The 18295-nt window shown below is 60.3% G+C and carries 16 protein-coding genes; 12 read left to right on the top strand and 4 right to left on the bottom strand.

Annotation, left to right across the window (positions count from 1 at the left end; all coding sequences use genetic code 11):
• Nucleotides 1-25 precede the first annotated feature (25 nt).
• Complete coding sequence (locus H7698_RS27655; RefSeq protein ID WP_194693501.1) at nucleotides 26-1372, bottom strand: hypothetical protein; 1347 nt, start codon at nucleotides 1370-1372, stop codon at nucleotides 26-28.
• Between the two features lie 281 nt (nucleotides 1373-1653).
• On the opposite strand from H7698_RS27655, the gene H7698_RS27650 reads away from it, so the two are divergent.
• From H7698_RS27650 to H7698_RS27630, 5 genes are all read left to right on the top strand, one after another.
• A complete protein-coding gene (locus H7698_RS27650) occupies nucleotides 1654-3102 on the top strand; it encodes a sensor histidine kinase (protein WP_194693500.1) in 1449 nt (482 codons plus the stop codon).
• A 185-nt stretch (nucleotides 3103-3287) separates the two neighbouring features.
• Nucleotides 3288-6095 (top strand): multicopper oxidase domain-containing protein, encoded by a 2808-nt coding sequence (locus tag H7698_RS27645; RefSeq protein WP_194693499.1) that lies wholly within the window; start codon nucleotides 3288-3290, stop codon nucleotides 6093-6095.
• Entirely contained in the window at nucleotides 6092-7120 is a 1029-nt protein-coding gene (locus H7698_RS27640; RefSeq protein ID WP_194693498.1) for an SCO family protein, read from the top strand. Before H7698_RS27645 ends, H7698_RS27640 begins: the two co-directional genes overlap by 4 nt.
• A gap of 91 nt (nucleotides 7121-7211) precedes the next feature.
• Nucleotides 7212-8702, top strand: coding sequence for a sensor histidine kinase (locus tag H7698_RS27635; protein WP_194693497.1), 1491 nt, complete (start codon nucleotides 7212-7214; stop codon nucleotides 8700-8702).
• Nucleotides 8671-10098, top strand: a complete 1428-nt coding sequence (locus tag H7698_RS27630) for a sigma-54-dependent transcriptional regulator (protein WP_194693496.1) — start codon at nucleotides 8671-8673, stop codon at nucleotides 10096-10098. Before H7698_RS27635 ends, H7698_RS27630 begins: the two co-directional genes overlap by 32 nt.
• Before the next feature lie 5 nt (nucleotides 10099-10103).
• Here the strand turns inward: H7698_RS27630 and H7698_RS27625 are convergent, their stop codons facing one another.
• Nucleotides 10104-10484 (bottom strand): hypothetical protein, encoded by a 381-nt coding sequence (locus H7698_RS27625; protein ID WP_194693495.1) that lies wholly within the window; start codon nucleotides 10482-10484, stop codon nucleotides 10104-10106.
• Between the two features lie 244 nt (nucleotides 10485-10728).
• Here H7698_RS27625 and H7698_RS27620 point away from each other — a divergent pair, with 244 nt between their 5' ends.
• Together H7698_RS27620 and H7698_RS27615 are read left to right on the top strand one after the other, a co-directional pair.
• Nucleotides 10729-11535, top strand: a complete 807-nt coding sequence (locus tag H7698_RS27620; protein WP_194693494.1) for a class I SAM-dependent methyltransferase — start codon at nucleotides 10729-10731, stop codon at nucleotides 11533-11535.
• Nucleotides 11536-11656: 121 nt separating this feature from the next.
• Complete coding sequence (locus tag H7698_RS27615) at nucleotides 11657-12040, top strand: c-type cytochrome (protein ID WP_194693493.1); 384 nt, start codon at nucleotides 11657-11659, stop codon at nucleotides 12038-12040.
• Between the two features lie 258 nt (nucleotides 12041-12298).
• Here the strand turns inward: H7698_RS27615 and H7698_RS27610 are convergent, their stop codons facing one another.
• Together H7698_RS27610 and H7698_RS27605 are read right to left on the bottom strand one after the other, a co-directional pair.
• A complete protein-coding gene (locus tag H7698_RS27610; RefSeq protein WP_194693492.1) occupies nucleotides 12299-12871 on the bottom strand; it encodes a chorismate mutase in 573 nt (190 codons plus the stop codon).
• A gap of 153 nt (nucleotides 12872-13024) precedes the next feature.
• Nucleotides 13025-13426, bottom strand: a complete 402-nt coding sequence (locus H7698_RS27605) for a hypothetical protein (RefSeq protein ID WP_194693491.1) — start codon at nucleotides 13424-13426, stop codon at nucleotides 13025-13027.
• Between the two features lie 233 nt (nucleotides 13427-13659).
• On the opposite strand from H7698_RS27605, the gene H7698_RS27600 reads away from it, so the two are divergent.
• The 5 genes from H7698_RS27600 (at nucleotide 13660) to H7698_RS27580 (ending at nucleotide 18220) form a co-directional block, all read left to right on the top strand.
• Nucleotides 13660-14259, top strand: coding sequence for a histidine phosphatase family protein (locus tag H7698_RS27600; protein ID WP_194693490.1), 600 nt, complete (start codon nucleotides 13660-13662; stop codon nucleotides 14257-14259).
• Nucleotides 14260-14380: 121 nt separating this feature from the next.
• A complete protein-coding gene (locus H7698_RS27595; RefSeq protein WP_194693489.1) occupies nucleotides 14381-15727 on the top strand; it encodes an MATE family efflux transporter in 1347 nt (448 codons plus the stop codon).
• 93 nt (nucleotides 15728-15820) lie between these two features.
• Complete coding sequence (locus H7698_RS27590; protein ID WP_194693488.1) at nucleotides 15821-16486, top strand: phosphoribosyltransferase; 666 nt, start codon at nucleotides 15821-15823, stop codon at nucleotides 16484-16486.
• Nucleotides 16487-16690: 204 nt separating this feature from the next.
• Nucleotides 16691-17260: a YceI family protein gene (locus H7698_RS27585; protein ID WP_194693487.1), complete on the top strand. Its 570-nt coding sequence runs from the start codon at nucleotides 16691-16693 to the stop codon at nucleotides 17258-17260.
• Between the two features lie 267 nt (nucleotides 17261-17527).
• Nucleotides 17528-18220, top strand: coding sequence for a GNAT family N-acetyltransferase (locus tag H7698_RS27580; RefSeq protein ID WP_194693486.1), 693 nt, complete (start codon nucleotides 17528-17530; stop codon nucleotides 18218-18220).
• Nucleotides 18221-18295: the final 75 nt, after the last annotated feature.

Genomic DNA, 18295 nt, shown 5'->3' with positions numbered 1-18295 from the left:
GATGAGGATCTGGGCATGTGGGCGTTCATTGCACGATGACCACTTCTTCGGTGTCGCTGCCGCCATTGGATGACGTCACGCGAACCTTGGCCGGCGGGATTGGCGAGATGCCGGTGGCCAGGCTTTTCACCGCGCCATCGCCACTCAGTGCACCGATCGCTGCGCCGGTGCTGGACGTTGCCGTGAGCACCGGCGGCGACGTTTCATCGCTGGTCGAGGCCTCAAGGGTGAGTTGCCCGGAACTCAGGCTGTACTCGGCACGCTGGATCACCACCAGGTCGGTCAGCGCCATGGGCAGCGTGGTCGGCGTGCTGCTGGCGATGGCGAGGTGGTTGTCGGCGGTCACTTGCAAGGTGGTTGGCAGGGTAGGGTTGACCGACGACTGCGCGTACCAGTTGCCGGTGGTGTCAGCTTCGCTCAGGTTCAGGACCGGCGTGCTGCTGGTGAGGGCAACGGTGGCCGGTGGCGGTGGCGCCATCACGAAAACGTCTTGTTGGGCGACCGGTGCGCTGTCACCTGCCTTGCGCGAGTAAGTGCTGCGCTGGGTGATCATCGGTGTCGGGCGCACCACGGTCGATAATTTGCCCGAGATGGCAAACACCGTGGTGCGCAAGTCCAGGCCATTGGGCCCTTCGATGCGGATGTAGTTGGTGTTGAACGGGCTGCCGGTGACCGCCTCATTGAGGTTGGGGTCGCCGACGAATTGTTCTGCGCTGCCGGTTACCGGGTTGGTCTCGGTGTAGGGGCCGTTGACGCTGCGCAGGAACGGGCCGACGTCACCCTTGAGCGCGCCGTCGTAGGTCTTCGGCGAACCGATACCGATGTCCCGGGTCATGTTGATCGCCCGGCGCCCGGGGGTGTCGATGTTGAACACATCGACACCGTAGGGGTGGGTGATCACGTAGGTGCCGGCGGTGGGCACGTCGACACGAATCCGGACGCGGGCGAAGCTGACCTGATCACCTTCTACCGGTTCTTCGGCGGCGAAGGCCGCTTCGATGGCTGAGCCATAGGCCAGATCGATGCCCCTTGCCGCATCGACGATTGCACCGTCAGCGGTGAACCAGAAGGCTTCATCGGGGAAGTTGGTGGGGAAGACCACCGGTTGCGCATCGTCGAAAACCCCCGGCGTCGGCAACAGGTTGCACATGTAGCTCGGCGCGCCAGGTGCACCGGGTACGCGAGAGCTCACGGCCTTGGACAGGCACAGGTCGAGAGTTCGACCATGGGTGTCCTGGTACCAGGCGGCGAAGCCACCGTTGTCGGGCAAGTAGGGGCCGGGATCGACCGCAAACAGCGCCGCCTGAGCGACACCTTGGGCTAGAGCACTGACGACCAGGGCGGCCGCCGTTTTGGACAGTAAAGGGTGCATGTGTATTCCCTCTATCGGAGACCTGTCCCTGGGGGATGGGCCAGTTAAGAGGGGTTTTGGCAACTTCCATACCAACACACAAAAATCGCCCGCACAGCCCCGGCGTACAGGCTTGCGCTGGTACACGGAAGGCTTTCTGCGGAAAAACCCGACGGGCCTCTGTCCCCACAGTTGGGGGTAGATGGGGGCGGGGGGGATTGGGGGGCGGCAACCCCCGGAATCGGGCAAACATCAGCGAGTGGGCTATAACCCTATAGGGGAAACCGTGGGGAATATCGTCGATGAATATGCCAACACAAACGCTCCAGTCCGAGCAGGGCGATGTCCGTTTGAGCGCGCGAAAGCAGCCGTTTAATCTGCTGCGCTGGTTTTCGCTGATCAGCCTGGCGGTGATCGGCACGGTGGCAGTGGCGCTGGGGGCTGTGTCGACGCGGTTTGTGATTACCGAGAGCGTGCAGCGTGATGCGTTGCTGACCTCGCAGTTCATACAGGCGATCGCGTCGGCCGAAGTACGCCACGTCTCGATCCCTCACGTGCGAACCATGGGCGAGTTGCTCGATCCGCGCCAGGACAGGAATTTTCCCGACGTCGATCCGCTGGCACGCGCGGCGGCTCGCGGTGAGTTTCTGGACCACATCGAGCATTTGCCGGACGTGATCCTGGCCAACATCTATGCGCCTGACCGCACCGTGATCTGGTCGACCAACCCGGCCTTGATGGGCACCGCGATCCACTCCGATGAAGACCTGGAAGAAGCGTTCAAGTCCAGGATTCCGGTCTCTGCCAGTTACCATGACGTCGACAAATCGCGCATGGAGCAGAAGTTCGTCACGCCACCGGAATACATCTTTATTGAAAACTACATTCCGCTCTTCGATGCCGACGGTGACAAGGTCACGGCGATGGTGGAGATCTACAAGGAACCCAGGGACCTGATCGATCGCATGGAGCGCGGACTGCTGCTGATTTGGCTGGCCACGGCGCTGGGCGGTGGCCTGATTTACCTGGGGCTGTACTGGATCGTGCGGCGCGCGGCGATTTTGCTGGCGGCGCAGCAGAAGCAATTGATCACCAACGAAACCTTTGTCGCCCTGGGTGAAATGTCTTCGGCGGTGGCCCACAGTTTGCGCAATCCGTTGGCAACCATCCGCTCCAGTGCCGAGCTGGCCCTGGAGTTCGACGCGGGCGCGGCGCGCAAGAACATCAATGACATCATCGGTCAGGTGGACCGGATGTCGAAATGGGTGAGGGAGCTGCTGCAATCCTTGCGTCCGCTCAATGACGAAGCGGAGCCGGTGAACCTGGTTGCGGCGTTGCACGACAGCCTGATGGCGTTCGAGCAGCAGATCGCCAAAGCCTCTATCCAGGTAGAGTTCGCGCCCGCGACGACCCCCATGGTGCTCAGCCAGCAGGTGCAGTTGTCCCAGATCCTCAACAGTGTGCTGTCCAACGCACTGGAAGCCATGGACAAGGGCGGCACGCTGAGCATCCGGCTGGAGTCGACCGACGATCAGACGGTGAGCGTGGTGGTGAGCGACAACGGCAAGGGCATGACGGCGGAGCAACGCAAGATGGCGTTCCGTCCATTCTTCACCACCAAGCAAGGCGGGCTGGGCGTTGGCCTGGTATTGGTCAAGCGGATCATGGAGCGGTTCGGTGGCGCGGTGACCCTGGAAAGCCGTGAGGGCGAGGGCACCTGTGTCCGTCTGACGTTCAAACTTACCCCCTGAAAACGGGTGCGAACTTTCCCCGGTAGCGGGTGTCATTCCCCAGTCGTTTTTTAAGTCGTGGCACATTGATGTCGTTAAGCCATTGTTTTATTAAGTATTAATACTTTTGTATAAAATTGTTACAAAGATGGCGAGCTCCTTGCAAAACCACCAGCACCCCCTTCATGACTTCGAGGCGGCTGGTGATGGACATAAAAGCGCGGCACCCCTTCAAATGGTTCGGTCTGATGGCGCCTCTGAGCGTCGTGCTCACTGTCACCCTGGGCTCGGCGACATTGCGCGCCAGCCCTATCGATGATGAACGACAGCCCGAAACCACGGACCCCTCGGCTTACTACGATGAACCCGAGGACAAGGCGGGCGCCTTGAACGCCATCCTGACCATGCCCGAGGCCAACGAAGATTCTTTCGACCTGCCCGATGGCGTCAAAGGCAGCCGAGACACCACGCGTCAGGAAAACATCCTGCTGCCGACGGTGCAGACCAGTTTCAATTACCCCACCAACGGCAAGCCGAGCCCATTGTTTGGTGCGCAGCCGTTCACGCAACAGCTGGTGCTGTTCGAAGAGTTCGGCCCGGAGAAACTCGACCCCACCACACCGGCAGCCCCGTTGCCATTTCCACCGGCGGCCATCGGCCCGGCGCCACAGCAAGACCCCACCAGTGCGGCGCGCAGTGCGCCACCGAGTGCGGCACTCGATGCCTTCTTGCGCCAACCGGGGCTGACACCTTTCCCGAGCCAGTTCTCCAACGTGGTCGACCGCAACCCGTGGCAGGCGCAGATCGAATATTTCCTCAACCGGCACATCGGCTCGTCCGCCGAGGGCCGCCCGCCAGGAAAGGGTTGGTCCCATCAACGCTGGAACGAGTTCTACCCGCAACTGGCCTACAAGACCGTGCAGACCGGCGCGCGTGTCAATGGTGGCTTGCGTGACAGTCGTCAGATGCACGGCTATGCACTGGGTGAGTTCGGCCCCGGTGGCCTTTACCACAACGTTGCTGGCGTACCGGCCACCGATGGCACTGCCAAGGGCGTCGACGCGCGTTTCCATCCGAACATGCCGGTACAGAATCACAATTCGGTGTGGACCTTCGACGGCACCCTGCCACCCAAATTGTTGATGGTCCGTTACGGACAGCCCGTGCTGATGCGCCACTACAACGGCCTGCCGATCGACCCGGCAGCGAACATGGGCTTTGGCCTGCACACCATCAGTACCCACGAACACAACGGTCACGCACCGGCGGAAAGCGACGGTTATGCCAACGCGTTTTTCTTCCCCGGCCAGTATTACGACTATCGCTGGCCGATCCAGTTGGCCGGTTATGACAGCATCAATACCGATGCCCATGACCCGCGTGCGGCGTTCCCTTGCGCGCCGGGGGAAACCCTGTGGACCAACGACCTCAGCCCCAGCCGCAAGACCTGCGAGAACGGCACGATCAAGATTCGTGGCGACTGGCGCGAAACCATGAGCACCCACTGGTTCCACGACCACATGCTCGATTTCACCGCGCAGAACGTCTACAAGGGCAACGCGGCGATGATGAATTACTACAGCGCCCTGGATCGCGGCAACGAGTCGGTCAACGACGGCGTCAACCTGCGTTTCCCCAGCGGCAGTGCCTTGCCGTGGGGCAACCGCGACTATGACGTCAACCTGGTGTTCGCCGACAAGGCGTGGGATCAGAGCGGTCAACTGTGGTTCAACCCCTTCAACACCGACGGCTTCCTCGGTGACCAGATGCTGGTCAACTGGCAGTGGAAACCAACCCTGGATGTGCGTGCTCGCAGCTACCGGTTCCGCCTCCTCAATGGCTCGGTGTCGCGCTATTTCAAGTTCGCCATCGTGCGCGAGATCAAAGGCACCAGTGGCGAGTTCCAGGGGCCGAAGAACTCCGGGGTTTCCTACGCTCGGGTGCCGTTCCATATGATCGCCAACGACGGCAACATCATGGAGCACAGCGTGCCGTTCGACGGCACCATGGACCTGGACGCGGATGGCAATAAAAAGAATCACTTCGCGATTCTGCCGACCCAAGGCATCGCCGAGCGCTTCGACATCATCGTCAACTTCGCGAAAAACGGCATCAAGGCCGGCGACAAGGTGTTCGTGGTCAACCTGATGGCCCACGACGACGGCAAGGGTCCCAAAGAACCCATCGAGCTGGCGGATGTGCTCTCGGAAAAATACCTCGCGGTGATCAAGCAAAGCAGCAAAGGACCGCAGTGGGACAAGGGTGATCCCAGCGTGGGCAAAGTGCTGCAGCTCAACGTCAAGGCCTACACCGGCCAGGACCTGGCCATGGACCCGGCGGCCTATGAACCGGCCAAACCGGGCAAGGCTGAAGGCATGGTGATGATCCCGCTGAAAATCCACCGCGACAACGCAGCCGACAAGGTATTGCTGGCCCAGGCCCGTCACCGCACCCTCACCTTCGGCCGTTCCGACGGCACCGATGAAGCACCGTGGACGGTCAAGACTGACGGCGGTTTTGGTTTCCACATGGACCCTCGGCGCTTGAACACCGCCACCCAGTTGAAAACCGGTCCGACCGACGCGGGCGTCAGTGGCTTCGGTACCCTGGAGGTGTGGAACATCAAGGCTGGCGGCAAAGGCTGGAGCCATCCGGTGCATGTGCACTTCGAGGAGGGGATCATCCTCAGTCGCGGCGGCAAGGCACCACCGGAATGGGAAAAATGGGCGCGTAAGGACGTGTATCGGATCGGCTCGGAAAACGATGGCCTGGACAGCGTCGAGATGGCGATCAACTTCCGCGAATTCGCCGGGACGTACATGGAGCACTGTCACAACACCCAGCATGAAGACAACTCCATGCTGCTGCGCTGGGACATTGAGAAGCCAGGGCAATTCCAGTTGATGCCAACGCCTCTGCCCAGCTGGGACGGTGTTCGTTACGTCAACTCGGCCGCGCTGCCAACCTTCCGCAATGGCGACGGCTTTGGCCCGCAAGTGACGGTGACAAAATGAATCGCACGGGAGCCGACACAACACCACACACGCCGCGCTCCCGCGCCCTGGGCATGCACCTCGTGCTGCTGCTGGTGACCTGTCTGCTGGGCAGTCAGGTGCTGGTGGCTCACGAGGTTGCAGCGCCGCCGACCCCGTCGGCGACACCCTGGGGCGGCGACTATTTCCCCAACACCCTGCTGACCGACCAGAACGGTCGGCAGGTGCATTTTTTCGATGACCTGATCAAGGGCAAGGTGGTGGTGATCAACTTCATCTTCACCTCGTGCAGCGATTCCTGCCCGCTGGAAACCGCGCGCCTGCGTCAGGTGCAAACGCTGCTGGGTGACCGGGTCAGCAAGGACATCTTTTTCTACTCCATCAGCATTGATCCCTTGAGCGATACGCCCGAAGTGCTCAAGGCCTATGCACAACGGTTCAAGGTCGGACCGGGCTGGCAATTTCTCACCGGGGAATTCGCCGATGTCACCGAGTTGCGGCACAAGCTCGGTCTGTTCATCGAAGGCGTCGACAACGGCCGCAGCAAGGACCACAACCTGAGCCTGATCGTGGGCAACCAGGAAACCGGTCGCTGGATGAAAGCCTCGCCCTTTGAGAATCCGTGGATTCTGGCGGACCAACTGGCCAACACCTTGCAGAACTGGAAGCAACCCAGCATCGAAGAAAGCTACGCCGATGCGCCCGAGATCCGCCCGCCGAGTAATGGTGAAGAGCTGTTTCGCACCCGCTGTGCCTCGTGTCATAGCCTCGGCCCGCAAGACGGGCAGGGCATCGGCATGCGCAGCATCGGGCCGGACCTGATTGGTGTGACCCGTCAGCGCGATCCGGCCTGGCTGAACCGCTGGATTCGCGAGCCGGACCGCATGCTGGCGGAAAAGGACCCGATTGCCATAGCGCTGTTCGAACGCTTCGAAAAGATCCCGATGCCCAACCTGCGAATGGATGAACAATCGGCGCAGTCCATCATCGATTTCTTGCAGGAAGAGACGCAGCGCCAGCAAACACTGGCCGCTCAAACACAATAGCGGCGAAATACTATCATTGGACCGTCGGTGGCGATTAATGCCACCTACACTGACTTGAAATACCGCTGTAGAAGCAAAGCGGAATACGCCCATGCCGAGATCAGAACAACAAAAACTACCTGCGCCGGTACCGGCCGCAGAGCGTAAGGGCTGGCCCATCCAGTTCAATCTGCTGCGCTGGTTTTCCGTCGGCAGTTTTTTGATCATCACGGTCGTGGCGTTGGGATTGGGTTTCATTTCCACGCGGTTTGTGGTCCAGGAGAGTATCGAGCGCGACTCCATGCTGACCGCGCAATTCATCCAGGCCATCGGTGCGGCGGAAATCCGTCACGCGTCGATCAACCCCAACCGGACCATGGGCGAAATGCTCGACCCGCGCGATGACAATGCTTATCCCGACGTCGACCCCGGGACCCGAGCGAATGCGCGCATCGAGTTTCTCGACCACGTGGAGCATCTGCCGGACATTCTGTTGGCGACCGTGTACGCCCTCGATCGCACGGTGGTGTGGTCGACCAACCCTGAGTTGATCGGTGTGCGCATTGAAGACGACGATGAGCTCGACAAATCCTTTGAAATGAAGGAAGCGGTGTCCACCAGCTACCACGAGATTGATGACGAGCGTCCCGAACAGCGACTGTTGCGCGAGCCCGACTATCTGTTCATCGAAAACTACATCCCGATGTTCAATGCCGACAAAAGCAAAGTCATCGCCATGGTGGAAATCTACAAGGAACCGGTGGATCTGGTGGCCCGTATCCAGCGCGGCTTCAAGGCGATCTGGCTGGCGACCGCACTGGGCGGCGCAGTGATTTATCTGGGGTTGTTCTGGATCGTGCGGCGGGCGGCCACATTGCTGCAGAGCCAGCAAACCCAATTGATCGCCAATGAAACCTTCGTCGCCTTGGGCGAGATGTCCTCGGCGGTGGCTCACAGTTTGCGCAACCCGTTGGCGAACATCCGCTCCAGTGCCGAACTGGCCCAGGAAATTGCCAGCCAGAGTGCACAAAAGAACATTGGCGACATCATCAGTCAGGTCGATCGCATGTCCCGCTGGGTGCGTGAGTTGCTGGTGTCCCTGCGACCGGCCAATGACGACTCGGAAGCGGTGGACTTGATGCTCGCCGTCGACGATACGCTCAGCGCCTTTGATGCACTGATCAAGCGCTCTAACGTCGAAGTGCGCTTCACGCCTTTGGCGGTCGAACCGATCGTCAGCCAGCGCGTGCTGCTCACGCAAATACTCAATAGCCTGTTTGCCAATGCCCTGGAAGCCATGCCCAAGGGGGGCGTGTTGACCATCGAATTCGATGCAGCCCAGGCCGGGTACCTGAGCATGACATTGAGCGATACCGGCAAGGGCATGTCTGCGCAGCAGCAACAAATGGTCTTCAAGCCGTTCTTCACCACCAAACAAGGTGGGTTGGGGGTGGGCCTGGCGTTGGTCAAAAGAATAATGGAGCGTTTCGATGGCTCGGTCGAACTGACCAGCCGAGAGCAGGAGGGAACTCGCGTCTGTCTCAACTTTAAAGTAGCAACGGGAGGGGAATATGGAACACAGCATACTGCTGGTCGAGGATGACGAACTTCTCGCCGAGAATATTCAGACCTACCTGGAGCGCAAGGACTTCGAGGTGACGGTCTGCCACTCGGCCGAAGATGCACTGGAGCAATTGCGCACGTTCGCGCCGGACGTGGTGCTGACCGACAACTCCTTGCCGGGCATGAGCGGTCACGACCTGATCCAGAAGTTGCGCGTCAGCGCGCCGGACCTGAAAGTGATCATGATGACCGGCTACGGCAACGTCGAAGACGCCGTGGTGGCGATGAAAGAAGGGGCGTTCCATTACGTCACCAAACCGGTGGCCTTGCCGGAGCTCAAGTTGCTGTTGGACAAGGCCCTGGCGACTGACCGCATGGAACGCACACTGTCGTTCTATCAAGAGCGCGAAGCGCAGAAGTCTGGCGTGCAGGCCTTGATCGGCGAATCGGCACCCATGCAATACCTCAAAGGCACCATCGCGCAATTGCTCGACGCCGAGCGGCGCATGGCCAATACCGACCTGCCGCCCGTGTTGGTAGAAGGCGAGACGGGTACCGGTAAAGAACTGGTGGCGCGGGCGCTGCATTTCGACGGGCCGCGCAGCAAAGGGCCGTTCATTGAGTTCAACTGCGCGTCGATTCCGTCCAACCTCGTGGAATCCGAACTGTTCGGCCATGAAAAGGGCGCGTTCACCGATGCCAAGGACCGTCGCGTCGGGCTGGTGGAAGCCGCCGATGGCGGGACCTTGTTTCTCGATGAAGTGGGTGAGATGGACCTGCTGCTGCAGGCCAAGCTGCTCAAGCTGCTGGAAGACCGGACCATCCGCCGGGTCGGTTCGGTCAAGGAGCGCAAGGTCGACCTGCGGGTGATCAGCGCCACCAATTGCAACCTTGAACAGATGGTCCAGCAGGGCAAGTTTCGTCGCGACCTGTTTTTTCGGCTGCGGATCATCTCGATCAAGGTGCCGCGTCTGTATGCCCGTGGCGAAGACATCCTGTTGCTGGCCCGGCACTTCCTGGCCGCCCACGGTAAACGCTATGGCAAGCCGAACCTGCATTTCAGCGACCAGGCCGAAGAGCTGCTGCTGAGCTACAGCTGGCCGGGCAACGTGCGCGAGTTGCGCAACATGCTCGAGCAGACCGTGCTGCTGGCCCAGAGCGACACCATTGCCGCGCATCAACTGAACGTGTGCCTGAGCCTGGTGGACGACCCGCCCGTGTTGCAGGAGCCTCAGCACTTCGAGCCGCGTCCGGCCTACAACGGCACCGAGTCGATGAACCTGCCGGAAGTGGAGCGCGACATGGTGCGCAAGATGCTCGACAAAACCGACTGGAACGTGACCAAGTCCGCACGATTGCTGGGACTGAGCCGTGACATGCTGCGCTACCGGATCGAAAAACTCGGCCTCTCGCGCCCGGACAAACGGCAATGGTAGTCAGGTCACAACGACGGTCCCCGGCTGCGGCAGGCGAGCAGGCAGGTGGGGTCCTGAACTTCTTCGTTCACGTAGACACCGCGTTCCGGGTCGTAGGAGCGGATGAACACGCGAACGGTGGCGTCGGCGATCGTCGGCAGGCGCGAGTCGGAGAACGTGTGCTGGCTGGAAATCGGGATGAAGGTTTGCGGTGACGCCGGGATGTAGGCCCCCGGCGGTATCGTGCTTATAGACGGCGGGGAGGGGTGAGCGAAAGGCTGGTCCGCGCCGTAGTAGTGAAGCTCACTGTTGGAGGTGTCGGTTTGCATCAGACTGTCATCGGCCTGAACGCCCTGGGCGGTGATGAGGCAGAACGCTAACGTAAACGTCAGTTTGCTTGTTTTCATGGCTGCACCTGCGTAACCGGTTTTGCTGCGTTTCCCCAAGGTCATTAACTATAGCTGGCGGGTGGCTATCCTGACTGTCAGCGCACGCGTTTCCTGTTGGAGCTGTGCAGGAGCACGCGTTCCTCCCGGCAGCAGTGATGTGCAGCCCACCCTTTACAACATTCCAACAAACCCGAATGGGTATTTCCAGAACGCTCACCTACACTCGTGGCCTTCAATCGAGACCCGAGTTCTGGAGCCTGCAATGGAAATGCCGACCAACGAAACAGCCATCGCCAGCAACCGCGATGCGTGGAACGACTCTGCCCGTCATCACAAGGATTCCCCTGAATGGCCGGCATTGCTCGAGGCTGTCACGCACAGCGATTTCAGCTGCATCGACGACACCTTGCGCGCAGTGTTGGAACAGGTCGGCGTGGCCGGTAAAGACGCCGTGCAAGTGGGCTGCAACAATGGCCGGGAAAGCCTTTCACTGTTCGCATTAGGTGCCCGCAGCGTTGTCGGCATCGATCAGTCGCAAGCCTTTCTCGATCAGGCGCGGGAACTGGCCTCCCGTTCACCCCATTCGGCGAAGTTTATCGAAGCCGACATCCATCACCTGCCCACCGAACTACACGAACAATTCGACCTGGCGCTGATCACGATCGGGGTTTTGAACTGGATGCCGGACATCGCTGAATTCTTCCGCCATGTCGCGCAGATCCTCAAACCCGGTGGCGCATTGGTGATCTACGAAACCCACCCGTTCCTGGAAATGTTCGACCCCGAAGCAAATGATCCGTACCGCCCGGACAGTTCGTACTTTCGCAGCGAACCCTTCGTGCAAACCCAGCCCATCGTCTACGAAGGCAAAGTCGAACAGCAGGCACCTGCGTCTTACTGGTTCGTGCACACACTGGGCGCCATGTTCAGCGGCGCCCTTGATGCCGGGTTGCGTATCAGTCACTTCAAGGAATACCCGCACTCCAACCGCGAAGAACTGTATGACCAGTATGAGCAGCAGAAGGCCCAGTTGCCGTTGTGCTTCACCTGGGTGGGCATAAAAGGTTGATCGAGTGACACCTTCGCGAGCGAGTCAGTTAGCAGAAACGGCGAGCGATGAGTAACCTGTGGCGAGGCGCGCGTCTGCACGCCACAGGTTCAGTGTCATGTTTGGCTGATTTGGAGTGAAAATGAAGAACACCGCTGTACTCGCCTTGATGCTCGGCGCAGCACTGATCACCGTGCAGGCACAGGCGGCCGGCGATGCTGAGGCAGGGCAGAAACTCTTTAGCCGGATATGCGGCGGCTGCCATCAGGTCGGCGAGTCCGCGCGAGCGTCCTTTGGTCCGCAGCTCAACAACATCTTCGGACGCCAGTCCGGCAGTACAACGGACTATCAGTACTCGGACGCGATGAAATCAGCCGGCATCGTCTGGACCCCCGAAACACTCGCCGCCTACCTCGAAGCCCCCAAGAAAGTAGTCCCGGGGACCCGGATGATTTTCTGGGGGCTCAGCGATCCGCAAAAGGTCGAGGATGTGCTGGCGTACCTGCAGACGTTTCAGGGGAAGTAATTCGACGAGCGAAGATCAAAAGATCTCCAGCGAAACTCGTCCCTTGTAGCCGCTGGCGAAGCCTGCGTTCGGCTGTGGTGTGGCGAGGGGATTTATCCCCGTTCGGCTGCGCAGCAGTCGTAAAGATTTGGGGGCCGCTGCGCGACCCAACGGGGCGGTGCGACGTTTCGCTAAATCCCCTCGCCACACCACAGCCGAACGCAGGCTTCGCCAGCTGCTACAGGTTAAGTGGTGTCTCAACAATGGGTGCGAAACTCATCACTGATCCGTCATACACAAATCCCCCGTCGCACGAATCAGCGCCTGACCGTGCAACGTATCCTTGATCAGCCCCGACCGTGCCTTTGCCAGCCAGTCTGCGCAGCTCGGGTCTTTGCGATAAGGCGCGAAGGCCGCGTAGTGCTGCAATAGTCTTTTTTGCAACTCATCCAGTTGGGGCCTGATCTGTTTGGCAAGGTCGGGCCTTGGTGTATCAGGCGCTTTGCCGGCCGCTTGCCAGTGGGCGAGCAACCCGTACTGAACCAGCTTGCTGGCTTCAATCTGCGCGGCAATCAATTCCGCGACTTCATCCGGGTCCAGCTTGCGGTCAGTCGCCTGCTTTCTGGCGTTGGCAATGACCTGCGCCTCCCGCGCACTGTCCTGAGTCGGCAGGTGAGTGTCCCATTTGCTCAGCGCGACGAGGTCAGCGAGGTTCAGCCGCTCGTTCATCGTCACCAACAGCGGTTGCAGACTGGCAGGTGCTGGAGGGAGCGTATGGGCGTGGGCAGCACACACAAAAAAACCGGCAACGACACCGGTTACAAGCTTCGAAAAGGAAGGGCAGAGGAGCATTGGCAAAAACCTCTTAAGCGCAGAATTTACGACTCAACTGTTATGTATCACAGGTGCGGCCGCGGCATTAAGTGGCGATTGAATGTTTCACCCACAAAAAAGCCCGGCTGATAAGGCCGGGCTTCTCGTTGAGTGCTGACGTAGAGCGGTACATCATACGGCGCGGCTTGCGATCAGACGATCCGAACCACCTTCAGCCACGCGGCGTTCGATCAGACGATCGGAACCACCTTCAGCCACACGGCGTTCGATCAGACGATCGGAACCACCTTCGGCCACACGGCGTTCGATCAGGCGATCCGAACCACCTTCGGCCACACGGCGTTCGATCAGGCGATCCGAACCACCTTCAGCTACGCGGCGTTCGATCAGACGATCCGAACCACCTTCGGCCACACGGCGTTCGATCAGACGATCCGAACCACCTTCGGCTACGCGGCGTTCGATCAAACGATCCGAACCACCTTCCGCGACAACCGGCTGAGTTGAAGTGGCGGCAAATGCATTCACTGCGAAAACCGAAAAAGCGATGCTGAGGAGGGTCTGGCGTTTCATGATGGTGTGCTCCGGGGTGTTATTGGTTGGTATGGATGCGATGTTACGCCCCGGAATTTTTATGAGAACTTCATTGGAGTGATGGTAACTATCGATGCCAGCAATGGTCATCCGAACTGCTCACACCCCTGGAGCTGTCGAGTGGAACGAGGCTGCGATCTTTTGATCTGTTACAGCTACCACCCAGCTTGCAGTTGATATCATCCACCCCCTGACAACCCGAGATGGATTTCATGTATTTACACGTCATACGCCACGGAGAAACCCTGGCCAACATCGAGAAGCGCTACCTTGGCACGCTCGATGCGCCACTCACCGAACGGGGCCGGCAACAAGCCCAGGCACTCACGACTCAATTGCCCGAAACCATCGATGCCATCGTCGTGTCCCCCCGTCTCAGGGCCCAACAAACAGCCGAGATCCTGAGCGCAGGCCTGAACATCCCGCTGCAGACCCTGGACTGCTTCGCGGAACGCAACGTTGGGGTTTTCGAAGGGTTGACCCAGACCGAAGCCCGAGATCAGTACCCGCAACTGTGGTCGCAGAACATCACCCGTCAGTGGGATGCCGCACCGACAGGGGGAGAGTCGATTGCCGAAGTCGTGAGTCGCGTCAGAGACGGCCTCATTGAACTGGCCGCCCGGCATTCCACAGAAACCGTCGTGCTGGTCGCCCATGGCTTCGTGGCGAAGGTCATTCGCGCATTGGAGAAAGAGGACTTTTCGGATTTCTTCGAGTGGCAGCTGTCGAACGGAAGCGTGCTGGTGCTGGAAAACTTCCGAACCCCGACGTCTACCGTTGATCGTCTGAAAAGCTCAATGCCTGTGTCCTGAGCCGGATTTCTGTGGCTTGGCCGATTGGCATTGGCATCAACTGCGTTAGTTTCCATTGCCCCCAGCCCAAAGGCTATCCTTCAGAACCACCACCTCGCAGTCGAGACGGACCTCCCATCCAATGCAAACCCAGCCCCTCTGGAAAACCTACCTGCTTTTCCTCGCCCCCATGGTGCTCTCCAATTTCCTGCAATCCATGTCGGGCACGATCAACAGCATCTACATCGGCCAAATGCTCGGTACCCAGGCGCTCGCCGCAGTGTCGGGCATGTTTCCCATCGTCTTCTTCTTCATCGCCCTGGTCATCGGCCTTGGCGCCGGCGCGAGCGTGCTGATCGGCCAGGCCTGGGGCGCGCGGGAGCTGCACATGGTCAAAGCCATCGCCGGCACCACGCTGTTGCTGGGCGCCATGATCGGCCTGACCGCTGCGGTGCTTGGCAGTGTGTTTGCGCGACCGGCCTTGCAGGGTTTGGGCACGCCGGTGGACGTGCTGGACGATGCCGTGGCCTACGCCCACGTGATGATGTGGATCATGCCCTCGCTGTTGGTCTACGTGCTGTTCACCCAGTTGCTGCGTGGGGTGAGCGATACGTTGTCGCCGTTGGTGGCCTTGCTGGTATCGACCTGTATCGGGTTGGCGCTGACGCCGGCGCTGATACGCGGGTGGCTGGGGTTGCCGCCGATGGGGATTCAGAGTGCGGCCTATGCCGGGTTGGCGGGTAACCTGGCGGCGATGGGCTGGTTGGCGTGGCGGTTGATTTCCAGGAGGCATCCATTGGCCCCGGACCGGGAGATGTTTGCGGCGATGCGCCTGGATCGGGTGATTCTTGGCAAGGTGCTGCGCATCGGCCTGCCGACGGGCTTGCAGATGGTGGTGCTGTCGCTATCGGAACTGGTGATTCTGGCGTTGGTGAATCAGCACGGTTCCCAGGCGACGGCGGCTTATGGGGCGGTGACGCAGATCGTCAATTACGTGCAGTTTCCGGCCTTGTCGATTGCGATCACCGCATCGATCCTCGGCGCTCAGGCCATCGGGGCAGGGCGCGTTGAACGCCTGGGGCCGATCCTGCGCACCGGGCTCTGGATCAACGTGTGCCTGACCGGTGGTTTGGTGCTGCTGGGTTATCTGTTATCGCACTGGTTGCTGGGCTTGTTCCTCACCGAAGATGCGACCCAGGTGATGGCCGAGCACTTGCTGCACATCATGCTCTGGAGCCTGTTGGTGTTCGGCTTCCAGGCGATCATCGGCGGCATCATGCGCGCCAGCGGTACGGTGCTGGTGCCGATGGCGATTTCGATTGTGTGCGTGCTGCTGGTGCAGTTGCCGGTGGCGTATCTGCTCGATGCGCAGTTCGGTTTGCAAGGGGTGTGGATGGCGTTTCCAGTGGCGTATCTGGGGATGCTGGTGTTGCAGACGACCTACTACACCTTCGTCTGGAAGCATCGCAAGATTGAACGGTTGGTGTAGCGCTGAGGTTGATGTCGACTCTTTTCGGATCGACAATCCAGCGTGACCCCATGAGGTGAACCGACAGGCGTGATCGCCTGGGGAGGTGTTCAAGTGAGTCCCTCATCGCCACTCATTTTGCAGGACCGGGCAGCGGCCGGCAGACGCCTGACAGAACCGCTGCGCCATTACGCGGACAGGCCCGATGTCATCGTCCTCGCCTTACCCCGAGGCGGTGTTCCGGTTGCGTACGAGGTGGCCACGGCCCTCAACCTTCGCCTCGACCTGATGCTGGTGCGCAAGCTCGGGGTGCCGACCCAGCCAGAGCTCGCCATGGGGGCCATTGCCAGCGGCGGTATTCAGATTCTCAACGATCATGCCTTGCAGTTTCACCCGATTGACCGGGCGGCATTCGCGGCCGTGGTCGCTCGGGAAACCCGGGAGTTGCTGCGCCGTGAGCAGGCTTACCGGGGAACGCGCGCACCCGTACAACTCAAGGGTCAAGCCGTGATCCTGATCGACGATGGCCTGGCCACCGGCGCCTCGATGAGGGCGGCGATCCACGCGGTGCGGACGCAGTCGCCGTCGCGCATTGTCGTCGCCGTGCCCGTGGCGCCGGTGGAGACCGCCGAAGCGCTGCGCCGCGAGGTAGACGAACTGATCTGCCCGATCACCCCCGAGTGGTTCACGTCGATCGGCCATTGGTACATGGATTTTTCCCAGACACCCGATGCAGAAGTGATCAGGCTGCTGCAACGCGCCTGGCAGCCGCGTGCGTAGTTCGGGTCTGTCACCCAACCTGTGGCGAGCGAGCGAGTTTGCTCGCGCTGGGCAGCGAAGCGGCCCCCAAAACGCCCCCCGACAGGTGGTCGGAAGTCTGCGCTTCGAGTGGCATAACCCGCCGTTCTTTGCTTTAGTCCACCTGTTGCCGTGCTGATCTGCACGGCCTTGAATCGATCAGTAGAGCCCCGGCCGGAGAATCACATGATCTCTCGCTTCCCGCGTTCCTTCGCCTGGGCAATGGCTCTGATGCTGGGCATGACGCCGCTCGCCGGCGCCACCGAATACACCCGCGTAAACCCCACCGCGAGCCAGATCAGTTTCACGTTCAACCAGATGGGCTCAGAGATGTACGGCACGTTTGGCAAATTCGAAGCCACCCTGGATTTCGACACCGCCAACCTGGCCGCAGCGCACACCAAACTGGTCATCGACATGGCCAGCATCGACGCGGGTAGCGAAGACGCCAATACCGAATTGCAGAAGCCTGCCTGGTTCAACACCGCTGACTTTCCCCAAGGTATTTTCGAGTCGACCCAGGTGACTGACCTGGGCGATAACCGCTATGCCGTCGAAGGCAATCTGACGTTGAGGGGCATGACCCGCGAAGTGCAGGTGATGGTTGAGCTGAAGCCCGAGAGTGGCATCGGGCTGTTCAACGGTGAGTTTGTGCTCAAGCGCGACCACTTCAGGATCGGCGAAGGGGAGTGGGCGGACACCGTGGTGTCCAAAGACATCGATATCAAGTTTCGGGTCGTGGCGCCGGAGCATTGATCACAGGCTTTTTGCCGCTTGCTCTGCTGCAGAGCTCAATCTGGATGGACTGTTCCGTAATCCGGGCAGTTTCCGTCTCGCCAACCTCGTCATATCAATGGCGCACTGGTAGCGATGGCGGCCTGACAGTCGACTAATCTCCCGCTGATGTACCCCGATCAACTGGGGGGCTGATGGCGGCAAAACACTCGCTGACCCACCACCCACGCCCAGCGCGTTATGATAGGCACCCCCAGCGAACACGCCCGCCCCAGAGTCAACACCACAATGCCCCAGATCACCCATTTCAAAACCCCGTGCCCCGAGCACTTCAACAGCCAGATCCTGCAGATGGTCGTCGACAACCTGACCGACATCAGCATGATCGCCATCCCCCCGAGCAACCTGCTGTACAACGTCTACCAGTACGCGATCGGCTTCGAAGTTCATCTGTACCTGGAGGCGCTGAACGGGGCGAAGGGGATTGCGGTGGAGTTACTCGTTGCCACCGACGAGGACGATCCGGAACAGGTCATTGGCTTCCTGTTGTACCTGCCGATCCAGGACGATCCCGAGGCGTGCGGCGTGGCTTACATGGCGGTTCACGCTAACCATCGGCGCCAGGGTGTGGCCCGGCGGATGCTGCGCGAAATGGTCGGCCGTTACCCGCACGCCGAGCTGACGTGCGCCGTGGCGAAAGTGCCGTGGTTCGAGTCCATGGGCTTTCAGGTGGTGGGTGTGCGCGGCACCCAGGTGCTGATGAACACCCGTGACCACAGCAGTGACGGGTTGATGGGGTTGCTGGATGTGGGACCGATCTACAGTTCGCTGGAGGTGCGGCAGATCCACACCTACCTGCTGCAACTGCACGGCAAGCGGGCGATGGTTGACGCGGAGAAACAGCGTGATCGACATCTGGATCAGCTGACGTACAAGGCCAACGAGTTTGTTCGCGGGCGTAGCGCGAAACCCCAGGGCTGATACCTGCCTTCACCGCGACTCACAATCCCGAACCTGACACCTACCTTCTCCGCGACACATAACCCCTGTAGCAGC

The sequence above is a fragment of the Pseudomonas sp. p50(2008) genome, assembly GCF_015351605.1.
Lineage (GTDB): Bacteria > Pseudomonadota > Gammaproteobacteria > Pseudomonadales > Pseudomonadaceae > Aquipseudomonas.
This window is presented reverse-complemented; position numbering and strand designations above follow the sequence as displayed.